Source organism: Micromonospora sp. NPDC005291, from assembly GCF_040607415.1.
Taxonomy (GTDB): Bacteria; Actinomycetota; Actinomycetes; order Mycobacteriales; family Micromonosporaceae; genus Micromonospora.
The window spans coordinates 237,648-249,931 of the sequence record NZ_JBEXGR010000006.1 but is presented as its reverse complement, the minus strand read 5'-3'; the positions used below and the strand labels follow the sequence as shown (position 1 = coordinate 249,931).

At 73.6% G+C, this 12,284-nt stretch carries 12 protein-coding genes and 1 pseudogene; 6 read left to right on the top strand and 7 right to left on the bottom strand.

What is annotated here, in order from left to right:
- Positions 1 to 28: 28 nt before the first annotated feature.
- Together paaK and ABZT18_RS11640 are read right to left on the bottom strand one after the other, a co-directional pair.
- On the bottom strand, positions 29 to 1,336 hold the full coding sequence (paaK, locus tag ABZT18_RS11645; RefSeq protein WP_354994166.1) for a phenylacetate--CoA ligase PaaK: 1,308 nt from the start codon (positions 1,334 to 1,336) through the stop codon (positions 29 to 31).
- A gap of 86 nt (positions 1,337 to 1,422) precedes the next feature.
- Positions 1,423 to 1,698, bottom strand: a complete 276-nt coding sequence (locus ABZT18_RS11640; RefSeq protein ID WP_354994167.1) for a MarR family transcriptional regulator — start codon at positions 1,696 to 1,698, stop codon at positions 1,423 to 1,425.
- Positions 1,699 to 1,905: 207 nt separating this feature from the next.
- On the opposite strand from ABZT18_RS11640, the gene ABZT18_RS11635 reads away from it, so the two are divergent.
- From ABZT18_RS11635 to ABZT18_RS11610, 6 genes are all read left to right on the top strand, one after another.
- A complete protein-coding gene (locus ABZT18_RS11635) occupies positions 1,906 to 2,664 on the top strand; it encodes a class I SAM-dependent methyltransferase (RefSeq protein ID WP_354994168.1) in 759 nt (252 codons plus the stop codon).
- 6 nt (positions 2,665 to 2,670) lie between these two features.
- Positions 2,671 to 3,147, top strand: a complete 477-nt coding sequence (locus tag ABZT18_RS11630) for a CrcB family protein (RefSeq protein WP_354994169.1) — start codon at positions 2,671 to 2,673, stop codon at positions 3,145 to 3,147.
- Complete coding sequence (gene crcB / locus ABZT18_RS11625; RefSeq protein ID WP_354994170.1) at positions 3,144 to 3,506, top strand: fluoride efflux transporter CrcB; 363 nt, start codon at positions 3,144 to 3,146, stop codon at positions 3,504 to 3,506. Before ABZT18_RS11630 ends, crcB begins: the two co-directional genes overlap by 4 nt.
- 91 nt (positions 3,507 to 3,597) lie before the next feature.
- Positions 3,598 to 4,122: a PadR family transcriptional regulator gene (locus tag ABZT18_RS11620; protein ID WP_354994171.1), complete on the top strand. Its 525-nt coding sequence runs from the start codon at positions 3,598 to 3,600 to the stop codon at positions 4,120 to 4,122.
- On the top strand, positions 4,119 to 4,799 hold the full coding sequence (locus tag ABZT18_RS11615; protein WP_355251187.1) for an ABC transporter ATP-binding protein: 681 nt from the start codon (positions 4,119 to 4,121) through the stop codon (positions 4,797 to 4,799). The genes ABZT18_RS11620 and ABZT18_RS11615 overlap by 4 nt, the downstream gene beginning before the upstream one ends.
- Complete coding sequence (locus tag ABZT18_RS11610; protein WP_355251184.1) at positions 4,796 to 6,952, top strand: FtsX-like permease family protein; 2,157 nt, start codon at positions 4,796 to 4,798, stop codon at positions 6,950 to 6,952. Before ABZT18_RS11615 ends, ABZT18_RS11610 begins: the two co-directional genes overlap by 4 nt.
- Positions 6,953 to 6,955: 3 nt before the next feature.
- Here ABZT18_RS11610 and cobA read toward each other — a convergent pair whose 3' ends face one another.
- From cobA to cbiE, 5 genes and pseudogenes are all read right to left on the bottom strand, one after another.
- Entirely contained in the window at positions 6,956 to 8,587 is a 1,632-nt protein-coding gene (cobA, locus tag ABZT18_RS11605; protein ID WP_355251181.1) for a uroporphyrinogen-III C-methyltransferase, read from the bottom strand.
- Entirely contained in the window at positions 8,584 to 9,180 is a 597-nt protein-coding gene (locus tag ABZT18_RS11600; protein WP_355251178.1) for a precorrin-8X methylmutase, read from the bottom strand. Before ABZT18_RS11600 ends, cobA begins: the two co-directional genes overlap by 4 nt.
- A complete protein-coding gene (locus ABZT18_RS11595; RefSeq protein ID WP_355251175.1) occupies positions 9,177 to 9,374 on the bottom strand; it encodes a 4Fe-4S binding protein in 198 nt (65 codons plus the stop codon). Before ABZT18_RS11595 ends, ABZT18_RS11600 begins: the two co-directional genes overlap by 4 nt.
- On the bottom strand, positions 9,362 to 11,089 hold the full coding sequence (cobJ, locus tag ABZT18_RS11590) for a precorrin-3B C(17)-methyltransferase (RefSeq protein ID WP_355251172.1): 1,728 nt from the start codon (positions 11,087 to 11,089) through the stop codon (positions 9,362 to 9,364). The genes ABZT18_RS11595 and cobJ overlap by 13 nt, the downstream gene beginning before the upstream one ends.
- Positions 11,077 to 12,282, bottom strand: a pseudogene (cbiE, locus tag ABZT18_RS11585) (precorrin-6y C5,15-methyltransferase (decarboxylating) subunit CbiE); the annotation flags it as partial. The gene cobJ and the pseudogene cbiE, both read right to left, overlap by 13 nt.
- Positions 12,283 to 12,284: the final 2 nt, after the last annotated feature.

Sequence of the window (12,284 nt, the reverse complement as noted above, 5' to 3'; positions counted from 1 at the left end):
CTGCCAACGATCGGGTTTGGTCGGCCGTTCAGGCGGCCGGTCGCTGGTCGACGATGCGACGCATCTTGCCCATCGACCGCTCCACCGCGTCCGGTGCGAGGACGTCGACGGCCACGCTCACCCCGATGGTGTTCTTCACCAGCTCGACCAGGGTCGTGCCGGCCCGCTCGGCTTCGTCCACAGCGACCCCGACGCGCCGCTCCACCCGCACCGTCAGGGTGTCCAGTCGGCCCTGGCGGTCCAGGACGCACTGGAAGTGCGGCGACAGCTGCGGGGTCCGCAGGATCAGCTCCTCGATCTGGGTGGGGAAGACGTTCACCCCACGCACGATCATCATGTCGTCGGTCCGGCCGGTGATCTTCTCGATCCGGCGCATCGGGCGGGCGGTGCCGGGCAGCAGCCGGGTCAGGTCGCGGGTGCGGTAGCGCACGACCGGCATCGCCTCCTTGGTCAGCGAGGTGAGCACCAGCTCGCCCTGTTCGCCATCGGGCAGGACCACCCCGGTGACCGGGTCGATGATCTCCGGGTAGAAGTGGTCCTCCCAGAGGTGCAGCCCGTCCTTGGTCTCGACGCACTCGGTGGCCACGCCGGGGCCCATCACCTCGGAGAGCCCGTAGATGTCGACCGCGTGGATGTCCAGCCGGTGTTCCATCTCCCGACGCATGTCCTCGGTCCACGGCTCCGCCCCGAAGATGCCCACCCGCAGTGAGGTGGCGCGCGGGTCGAGACCCTGCCGCTGCATCTCGTCCACGATGGCGAGCATGTAGCTGGGCGTGACCATGATGACCTCGGGTTCGAAGTCGCGGATCAGCATCACCTGACGTTCGGTCATGCCGCCGGAGACCGGGATGACCGTGCAGCCCAGCTCCTCGGCCCCGTAGTGCGCGCCGAGCCCGCCGGTGAAGAGCCCGTAGCCGTACGCGACGTGCACCCGGTCGCCGGGACGACCGCCGGAGGCGCGGATGGACCGGGCCATCAGTCGGGCCCAGGTCCGAAGGTCGTCGCGGGTGTAGCCGACCACGGTCGGTCGGCCCGTGGTGCCGGAGGAGGCATGCAGACGAGCGACCCGGTCCCGGGGTACGGCGAACATGCCGAACGGGTAGTTCTCCCGCAGCTCCGCCTTACCGGTGAACGGGTAGCGGGCCAGGTCGTCGAGATCCCGGCAGCCGTCGGGGTGCACCCCCGCCGCGTCGAACGCCCGGCGGTAGTGCGGCACGTTGTCGTACGCGTGCCGCAACGACCAGCGCAGCCGTTCGAGTTGCAGGGCGCGCAGCTCGTCGATGCCGGCGCGCTCGATCGGCTCCAGCTCCTCCGGACGAGGGGTGCGGTCCTGCATCGCCTGCCTCCTTCTCGCGACGGTCCCGGGCGCGGCTGCCGGTACCGTACGCCGCAGCGCGCAGCCCCGCGAAGGGGCCGGACGGGTCAGCGGGCGGTCGGCAGCCGGTGCAGGGCGTCGACCAGCGGGGCCAGCTCGGGGGTGGCCGCCGCCTCGGCGAGCGCGTCGGTGAGCACCCGGTCGTGGGTGGGTCGGGCGTGGGCGAGCAGCTCGGAGCCGGCCGGGGTCAGCTCGGTGTAGATGCCGCGCCGGTCGTCGGCGCAGAGGATGCGGGTGAGCAGGCCACGCTGTTCGAGCCGGGTGACCAGGCGGGTGGTGGCGCTGCCGGAGAGTGCGGCGGCACGGGTGAGCTTTCGGAGCACTGCGACTGGCCCGCCGCGGCGATCCGACGAAGGCCGAGGTGGACCTGGTCGACACGGCGGCCCGACCCCGCTGACATGAGGACGCCGGGCCGGGCGGATGCCCGACCCGGCGTCACCCCGATCATCGCTTTGCCATCTTCTCGCAACTGCAAGTTATGTGCAACAAGGTCTGGACAATGCACTCTCGCTGTAACTAGCCTGATCGCTATGAGTCCTTACATCGTTGATCCGTGGGCCTGGCAGGAGAGCTGGGACCGCCAGCAGGAGGCCTTCATGCCGGACCGGGAACACCGGTTCACCGCCATGCTCGACACCGTCGACGCGGTCCTCGACGCTCGGCCGCCGCGCCTGCTCGATCTGGCCGGTGGCACCGGCACCATCTCCCTGCGGACGCTGGCGCGCTTCCCCGGCGCCGAGGTGACCCTGGTGGACCTCGACCCGGCATTGCTCGCCATCGCCGGCGCCTCGCTGGCCGACCGGGCCACCATCGTCACGGCCGACCTCGGCACCCCCGAGTGGAGCTCCGCACTCCCCCACCGCGAGTACGACGCCGTGCTCACCGCCACCGCCCTGCACTGGCTGCCGGCCGACCGGCTCAGCCAGCTCTACGCCGAGCTGCGCGACGTGCTGCGACCGGGCGGGGTCTTCGTCAACGCCGACCACATGCCGGACGAGACCCTGCCGGAGCTCACCAAGCGACTGCTGGACCGGGCACGCGACCGACGCAACGCCCGGTACGCCGCCGGCTCGGTGCTGTCCTGGTCGGACTGGTGGGAGCGGGCCGGCGCCGACCCCGTACTCGCCCCGCTCGTCGCCCAGCGGCGCACGATCTACCCCACCGGGCACAGCCCCGAGTGGAACCCGCCGGCCTCCTGGCACCTCGCCGCGCTCACCACCGCCGGGTTCACCGAGGTCGGCACGGTGTGGCGGGGCGGCCCGGACGCCGCCGTCGCAGCAGTACGCTAAGGACCCGTGTCAGAGCCGTTCGAGCCGCGTACCGACCCCGACGTCGACCTCCACGTCCCCGCCGACCGGGGCGAGCTGACCGCGCGCCCCGCGACGATTCTCGCCACCATCGCGGCCGGCGGGGTGATCGGGGCGCTGGCCCGGGCTGGCCTGCAACACGCCGTCCCACATTCGCCGACGGGTTTCCCCTGGGCGACGTTCGGCATCAACCTGTTCGGCTGCCTCTTGATCGGCGTCCTGATGGCGGTGCTCGGGCACCTCGGCGGTGGGCGCCCGCTGGTTCGCCCGTTCCTCGGGGTCGGGGTGCTCGGCGGGTTCACCACCTTCTCCACCTACGCTGTGGACGTTCAGCAGGCGCTGGTCGCGGGCGCCCCGGGCACCGCGCTGGCCTACCTGGCCGCCACGGTGCTCGGGGCGCTGGTCGCGGTCGGGTTGGGCGACGCCGGCGCCGCCGGGCTGTTGCGACTGTGGGCGCCCCGATGACCGTCCTGCTCATCGCCCTGGGCGCGGCCGTCGGCGCGCCCCTGCGCTACCTCACCGACCGGGCCGTGCAGTCCCGGCACGAATCGGCGTTCCCCTGGGGCACGCTCACCGTCAACATGGTCGGGTCGCTGCTGCTCGGCGTCCTCGTCGGGTGGCCGGTCGGCCCGGCGGTCAGCGCGTTGCTCGGCACCGGGTTCTGCGGCGCGCTGACCACCTACTCCACCTTCAGCTACGAGACGCTGCGGCTCGCCAAGGGCGGCCGTCGCCTCCTCGCGTTGGCCAACGTGGTGGGCAGCGTGGCCGCCGGGCTCGCCGCCGCCACTGCGGGCTATGCCCTGATCCACGCCCTGACCGGCTGACCCTGCGGAGACCACATCGAGCGACCACCTGCCCGCCGGGAAGATACGGAGGGTATATACGCGAGGTATACACTCGGGGTAGTCTCCTCCCATGAGCGTGCCACTGACCCTTCTCGGCCTCCTCGAACGGGAGCCCAGCCACGGGTACGACCTGAAACGCGACTACGACGCCTTCTTCGGGCGGGGCAAGCCGCTGCCGTTCGGCCAGGTCTACTCCACCCTCAGCCGCCTGGCCCGCGACGGCAAGGTGGTGATCAGCGACGTCGCGCCCGGCTCCGGCCCCGACCGCAAGCGCTATGTCATCACCGACCTGGGCGCGACCGACGTCGAGCAGTGGCTGACCCAGCCGGTCGACCCCGAGCCGCACCTGCAGACGGTGCTCTTCGCCAAGGTCGTGCTCGCGCTGATGCTCGACCGTCCCGCCGATGAGTACCTCGACACCCAGCGCAGCGCACACCTGCAGCGGATGCGCGAGCTCACCGAGATCAAGCGCGCCGGCAGCCTCGTCGACGCGTTGCTCGCGGACCACGGCCTGTACCACCTGGAGGCGGACCTCCGATGGATCGAGATGACCGGCGCCCGGCTGGACGCCCTGAGGAAGGCGGTGCGGCCATGAGCGTCGTCATCGAGGCACGCGATGTGGAGTTCTCCTTCGGCCGGACGCCCGCGTTGCGCGGCGCCAGCATCGCCGTGGACGCGGGCGAGATCCTCGCCATCATGGGCCCCAGCGGCTCGGGCAAGTCCACCCTGCTGCACTGCCTGGCCGGCATCCTCGTGCCCGACTCCGGCGAGATCCTCTTCGACGGGGCCCGGGTCGACACCATGGCCGAGACCGCGCGTAGCAGTCTGCGCCGCGACCGCTTCGGCTTCGTGTTCCAGTTCGGCCAGCTCGTCCCCGAGCTCACCGCGGCGGAGAACGTCGCCCTGCCGCTACTGCTCAGCGGCGTACGCCGGACGGAGGCACTGCGCAGGGCGTACGCCTGGTTCGAGCGCCTCGGCCTGGACGGCATGGAGCAGCGCCGGTCGGGTGAGCTGTCCGGCGGGCAGGCGCAACGCGTCGCCCTCGCCCGAGGGCTGGTCGCCGAGCCGCAAATCCTCTTCGCCGACGAGCCGACCGGCGCGCTCGACTCACTCACCGGCGAGCAGGTCATGGATCTGCTGGTCAGCGCCGCCCGTGAGCAGGGCACCACGGTCATCCTGGTCACCCACGAGGCCAGGATCGCCGCGTACGCCGACCGCGAGGTCATGGTCCGCGACGGGCGCGTGAACGCGCCGGACCGGATCGCCTCATGATCACCTTCGGGCTCCGCCTCGCCGTGGCCGGCGGCCGCGAGGCGCTCACCCGCCTGCTCGTCATCGCCGCCGCCGTCGCGATCGGCAGCGGGCTGCTGCTGACCACCCTCGCCGGGGTCAACGCGGTCAACTCCCAGCTCACCCGGTACGCATCGATCTATCCCAACGCCTCGGCCGTCGGCGACGCCGATCCTCTGTGGTGGTCGACCCGGGAGGACTACTTCCACGGCGAGCAGATCATCCGGATCGACGTGGCGCCCAACGGACAACGCGCGCCCACCCCGGTCGGCATCCCGACCATCCCTGGCCCCGGGGATTACTACGCCTCGCCCGCGATGCGCGACCTGCTGGCCACTCACCCGGCAGACCAACTGGGCGAACGCTACCCGGGGCGCGACCTCGGCACCGTCGGCCCAGCCGCGCTGACATCCCCGGACACCCTGCTCGTCATCATGGGTGGCACGCCGGACGAGGTCGCCGCACTTCCCCTCGTCCGGCAGATCACCAGCGTCGGCGACACTCCCGCGCTTCCCGAGACCACGGTGAACCTCATCCTGGGTGTGATCGCCGGAGGGCTGCTCTTTCCGGTGCTGATCTTCATCGGCACGGCCACCCGGCTCAACGCTGCCCGCCGGGAGCAGCGGTTCGCCGCGATGCGCCTGGTCGGCGCGACACCCCGGCAGATCTCGATGGTCGCCGCCGTGGAGGCGACCGCCGCGGCCGTCGCCGGCACCGCCGTCGGCTTCGGCCTGTTCTACGCGTCGCGCGGCTCGATGGCGGGCATACCGTTCACCGGCATGCCGTTCTTCCCCAGCGACATGTCGCTGGGCGTGCTGGACATACTGCTGGTGGCGCTCGGCGTCCCGGCCGGCGCGGCGCTGGCGGCCCAGGTCTCGCTGCGCCGCGTACGGATCTCGCCGCTGGGCGTCACCCGGCGGGTCACCCCCCGCGCGCCGCGCGCGTACCGGCTGATCCCGATGGTGCTCGGCGTCGCCGTGCTGTTCTTCGCCATCGGCTTCCGGCCCGAGACGTCCGACGGCCAGGCGGCGGTGTTCCTGCCCGGCCTGCTGCTCATCATGGCCGGCCTGGTCTTCGCCGGCCCGTGGTTGACGATGGTCGGCGCCCGGGTGATGGCCCGGTACGCCAACCGCCCGGCGACGCTCATCGCCGCGCGACGTCTCGCCGACAACCCGAAGGCCGGCTTCCGGGCGATCAGCGGCATCATGCTCTCGCTCTTCGTGACGAGCGTGGCCGTCGGTGTGATCACCACGATCGTCGCCAACCGCGGCCCGGCACCGGTCGGCTCTACCGAGGCGGGACAGGTGTCTCTCTACCTTCCTGAGGATGCACCGACAGCGCCTGACTCGCTCTTCACCGAGCTGCGCTCGATCACCGGCGTGCGGTCCGCAGCCGCGGTGCGCGAGAACCCGGACTGGAAGAGCGCCAGCGAGCCCGGCGTGATCGCGTGCACCGAGATCCCGAGCGCGTACGGCCGGTGCGCCGACGGCGCCATCGTCGCCGAGGTCGCGACGGGCCTAGTTCCCTTCCGGGAGTCGGCGTCGTCCGCCCGGGTCTGGCCCTCCGCGTCGGTTCCGCTCGGCAACCTCCAACAGCTGCCGGTGATGTCAATCGTCGTCGACACGGACGGATCGGCAGCCGCCGTCGAACGCTCACGTACCGTCCTTGAGGCCGCCTTCCCGGCCTTTCGGGTGGCGCCGAACGTGCCCGGCGACTTCGAGTCGGAATTCGCCAACACGCTGCGCGCCTGGGAACAACTGGCCAACGTCGTCATCATCGCCAGCCTCGCGCTCGGCGGGTGCAGCCTCGCGGTCAGCGTCATCGGCGGTCTCACCGAACGCAGACGCCCGTTCAGCCTGCTGCGCCTCAGCGGCGCACCGGTGCGGGTCCTGCGCCGGGTGGTCGCGTTGGAGAGCGCCGTGCCGATGCTCGCCGTCGCCGCCGTCGCCATCGGGATGGGCCTCCTCGCCGCGCACCTGTTCCTGCGGGCACAGATGGGCTACACGCTGGTCGCGCCGGAGCCGCGCTTCTACGTGATCGTCGTCGTCGGGTTGGCTGCCTGCCTCGGTGTCATCGCCTCCACCCTGCCGCTGCTGGAACGGCTCACCGGGCCGGAGACCGCCCGCAGCGAGTAGTCGTCAGACCGTGGGCCCGGTGGTGGTGAGGGCGGCCACCGGGCCGACGACGAAGACGGCGGGCGGACGAATTCCCTCCCGGGCGGCCAACGCGCCGATCTCGTCCAGCCGGGCGGGCACCGACCGCTGGTCGGGCTGCCCGGCGTCCTGCACGGCGAGCACCGGGGTCTCCGGGGCACGGCCGTGCTCGATCAGCACAGTCGCGATCTTGGCGATGGTGTCGACGGCCATCAGCAGCACGACGGTGCCCCTGGTGCGGGCCAGCGCCGCCCAGTCGACAAGCGAGTCGGGGTGCCCGGGTGGCAGGTGCCCGGAGGCGACGGTGACGTCGTGCGCCACACCCCGGTGGGTCACCGGCACGCCAGCGAGGGCGGGCGCGGCGAAGGCGCTGCTCACCCCGGGGACCACCGTCACGGGTACACCGGCCGCCACGCAGGCCTGCACCTCCTCGTGACCGCGACCGAAGACGTACGGGTCGCCGCCCTTGAGCCGGACCACCCGCCGGCCAGCGCGGGCGTGTGACACGAGGGCCGCGTTGATCGCCTCCTGGGCCATCGACGGGCCGCGGGGCACCTTGGCGGCGTCGACCACCAGCACGTCGGGGCGCAGCCCGCTGAGCAACCCCTGCGGGGCGAGCCGGTCGACCATCACGACGTCCGCGGCGTCGAGGAGGGCCTTTCCGCGTACCGTGATCAGGTCGTCGGGCCCCGGCCCACCGCCGACCAGGGCGACCGAACCATGGTCGTGTGCGTGGTGGTGGTGGTGACCGACCGGGTCGTCGGGGTGGTCGTGCGGGCGTTGCGGGCGGCCCACCTTGTCGGCGAAGCCAGGCATCAACACCCGGTACGCGCAGGTGTCGCAGTTCATCCGGATGTCCCCGCCCAGCGCTTCGGCGTAGCGCTCCAGCACCAGGTCGGCGAGGGCGTCACAGTCGCCGATCAGGTCGGCCACCCGCACGTCCAGCTCGGGGTGGGCGGCGGCGAACTCCGCCGACCGGGCGACGATCCGGTCGGGCAGCACCCCGGCGAAGAGGAAGTACGGCGCCACGACGATCCGCCGCGCGCCGAGCCGACGCAGCCGCTCCAGCACCGCCGGCACCGACGGCTGCGCGAGGCTGATGAACCCCGGCTCCACGCCGGCGTAGCCGCGCCCCTCCCACAGCAGCCGGGCCACCTTGGCGACCTCGGCGTTGGCGTCCGGGTCGGTGGAGCCCCGGCCGATCAGCGCGATCCACGTGGCGGCCCGGTCCGGCGCGTCGGCGTGGTCGACACCGACCAGCGCCGCGTCGATGCGCTGTTCGAGGGCGTCGTGCAGCAGCGGGTGCGGGCCGAGCGGGCGCCCGTAGCGGTAGCTCAGCCCGGGGTGGCGCTGCTGCTCCCGGAACATCGCGGCGGGGATGTCGCCCTTGCCGTGTCCGGCGGCGGTGAGCACCAGCGGCAACGCCACCAGCGCCCGTTGCCCGCGTGCGACGAGCGCGCCGACCGCGTCGGTCAGCGGCGGACGGGACAGCTCGATGAAGCCACCCTCGACGTCACCGATGTCAGCGCGACGACGGACCCGCTCGACGAGAGCGGCGAACTGGTCGACCCCGGCCGCGCTGCGCGTACCGTGCCCGACGATGACCAATCCGGTCATGCTTTCTCCTCGATGTAGAGCAGGGCGTTGAGGGCGGCGGCGGCGACCGCCGAACCACCCTTCTCGCCCACGTTGGACACTGCGGGCAGGCCGCTGGCCCGCAGCGCCGCCTTCGACTCGGCGGCACCCACGAAGCCGACCGGCAGGCCGATGACCAGCGCGGGCGCGGCGTCCAGGGTGAGCAGTTCGACAAGCGCGGTGGGCGCGCAGCCGACCACCCAGACCGCATTCGGGCCGACCCGGGCCAGGGCGATCCGCACGGCCGCCGCCGACCGGGTGATCCCGGCGGCGCGGCCCAGTTCGGCGGCGACCGGCTCGGCGACCGGGCAGACCAGTTCCAGGCCGGCCCGGGTGATGCCGGCGGCGACCATCGCCACGTCGGTGACCACCGGCACGCCGCCGCGCAGCGCGGCCAGCCCCGATTCCAGCGCGGCCTCGTCGCAGACCAACTCGTCGACGTACGCGAGGTCGGCGCTGGCGTGCACCACACGCTCGGTCACCGCACGGCTCAGCGGCGGCAGGTGCGACAGGTCGACCCGCTCGCGCAGGATGCGGTACGACTCGACCTCGATCGGATGTACCACCCGGCTCATCGGGCTCCTCCAGAAGGGTCGGGCTCGGCGACGCGGATCGCGTCGACCGGGCAGATCTCCAGGCACTCCAGGCAGCCGGTGCAGCGGTCGGCGCGGATCGTCAGGCCGCCGGCGACCGGCCGGATCGCGTGCGTGGGGCAGGTGAGCAGGCAGGCGCCGCAGCCCTGGCAGGCACCGATCGTCACGATCGCCACCGGTACCCCCGGGGCGTGACCATCCGGCCGGCGATCAGCCTGGTGTCGCTGCTGCCGACCACGACGACGCTGTACATGTCGACCACGGCCGGGTCGAGGGTGGCCAGGGTCGCCAGGTGCACGCGTTCACCGGGGCGGCTGGCGTTGCGCACCACACCGATCGGGGTGTCCGGTGGCCGGTGCGCGGCGAGGATGCCGAGCGCCTTGCCGAGCTGCCAGTCGCGTGCCCGGCTGCGCGGGTTGTAGAACAGCGTCACGAAGTCCCCCTCGGCTGCTGCGGTCACCCGCCGCTCGATGACCTCCCACGGGGTGTGCAGATCGGACAGGCTCAGGTAGGCGTGATCGTGGCCGAGCGGGGCGCCGAGCAGCGCGCCGGCGGCCAGCGCGGCGGTCACCCCGGGCACACCCACCACATCGATCCGCTCGTCGGCGTACTCCAGGGCGGGGCTGGCCATCGCGTACACCCCGGCGTCGCCGGAGCCGACCAGCGCGACGGCCCGGCCCGCGGTGGCCTCGGCGACGGCGGCGCGGGCCCGCGCCTCCTCCGCGCCCAGCCCACTGGAGAGCACCCGGGTGCCCGGACGGAGCACGTCGCGGACCTGGTCGAGGTACTGGTCCAGGCCGACCACCACGGCGGCCCGACGCAGCTCGGCCACCGCGCGGGGGGTGCGCAGGTCGGCGGCGCCCGGCCCGAGCCCCACGACGGCCAGCCGGCCGCGCGGCGCATGCCTGGCGACCGCCACGGTGGCCATCGCCGTGGCGGTCTTTCCCACCAGCAGTGTGGCGTCGCCCTGACCCGCCGGGCCGAGCAGCGCCGCGGCCTCCGCCACGCTCGGCGTGCCGACCGCGGCGCGGACCACCTCGCTGGGGTGCGGCACGTCGACCGCCGCCAGCCGCGTCGCCGGCCAGGTCACCAGGGGTACGCCGATCGCGTCGGCGGTGCTCAGGATGCCCGCCTCGTCGGCCTTGACGTCGGCGCTGGCGAGGCAGCGCAGGCTCGCCGGGCTGAGGCCGGCCTCGGCCAGCACCCGGTGCAGCAGCTCGGTCACCTCGGCGGCGGGTACGCCCCGACTCGCGCCCACGCCGACAACCAGCGACGGCGGGCGCAGCACGGCGGTCCGGTCGTCCAGCGGCACCACCCGGTCGGTGACCAGCAGCCGGTAGGCCACGGTGTTGCCGGTGTCGGTGGACTCTGTGTGGACGTTCGGTGGCAGTGCGGGCAGCGGCCACTGTGCGTCGGCGATCAGGTGGACCGGCTCGCCGTCCAGGATGGCCCGGGACACCGCGGCGACCGCGCCCTGCACGGGCCAACCGAGGGTGTCCAGCCCTGGCAGGCCGACCGCGTCGGTGGCGGTGGTGATCACCGGTCGGGCGTCCAGCAGTGCGCCGACCTGCTCGGTGAGGTCATTGCCGCCGCCAGCGTGCCCGCCGAGCAGCGCCACGGCGTGCCGGGCAGCCTCGTCGACGACCACCACGGCCGGGTCGCTGCGCTTGTCGGCAAGCAGCGGCGCGAGGATCCGCACCGCCGCGCCGGTGGCCAGGAACGCGACGACCGCGTCACACCCCGCCCAGGCGCTCCGCAGCGCGTCGGCCACGGTCTCCCCCTCGATCAGCCGCGCGTGCGGCCACGCGGCGGTGACGGTGTGGGCGTGCCGTCGGCCGGCGGCGGTGGCCGCCACCAGACCAATCCGGGGGGTCACGGTCAGGTCATGCACGGGAGCTCCCCGGTGAGGACGACCACCGGGTTGGTGGCCGCGAGGCGGATCGACCCGCCGGGCAGATCGGCGAGGCGGGCGGCGGAGAGCTGACTGCCCTCGACCGTGTAGCCGGCGGCGCGCAGCAGGCCCACGGCCGGCGCGACCCGGTCCAGGGCGGCCAGGGTGAGCACCACCCGCTCGGGCTGGCGGGCCACCACGGCGGCGAGGACGTCGCCGCCGCCACCGCCGACGAAGACCGCGTCCGGCTCGGGCAGGCCGGCCAGCGCCTCCGGAGCTCGCCCGGTGACGAGCCGGACGTCCACGGCGTGCGCGGTGGCGTTGGCCCGGATGGTCGCGCCGGCCCGGGGGTCCTGCTCGACGGCGAGCACCGCCGCGCCGAGCAACGCGCACTCGATGCCGACCGAGCCGCTGCCCGCACCGACGTCCCAGATCAGCCGGCCCAGTCGGGGTCGCAGCCAGGCGACGACGAGGGCGCGCACCTCCGACTTGGTGATCATTGAGTCGCGGTGGGCGTACCGGGTCTCCGGCAGCGCCCAACCGCCGACCGGCCCGGCAGCCGGCTGGTTGTCCGAGCGCATTCCACCGGGTTCGGCGTCGGCGAGGCTGAGCAGGACGTGTGGGTCGGACCAGGTCTCAGCGGCGGCCTGCTCGGGGGTCACCTCGCGGACCCGTTCGGCGTCGGTGCCCAGGTGCTCGGCGATCAGCAGGCGGCGGGACCATCCGATCAGGCCGGTGCCCACCTCGGCCGCGCCCGCGCCGGGCGCGGTGAGCACCGCGACCAGCGGCAACGCCCGGCAGGCGTTCAGGGCCGGTCGCGGGTCGCGCCCGTGCGCGGTGACCACGGCGGCACCGTCCCAGGGCAGCCCGGCGCGCGCGAACGCGGCGGCCACACTGGACACCGCCGGCACCACCCGCAGCGGCAGCCCGGCCGCGCGCAACCGCCGGACGATGCCGAACAGACCGGGATCCCCGCTGGCCAGCACCACGGCCGGCACCCCGGCGGCGACGGCGTCGGCCAGCCGGTGCAGGGCGGGGGCGAGCGGTCCGAGGGCGACAGTGTCCGTGCCGGCCGGTACGGGCACCGCGGCCAGGTGCCGGGCGGCCCCGACGACCAGCCCGGCGGCGGCCAGCACCGGCGCGAGCGCGGGGTGCGGCGGTGCGCCGGCGGCGTCCAGCCCGACCACGGTCACGC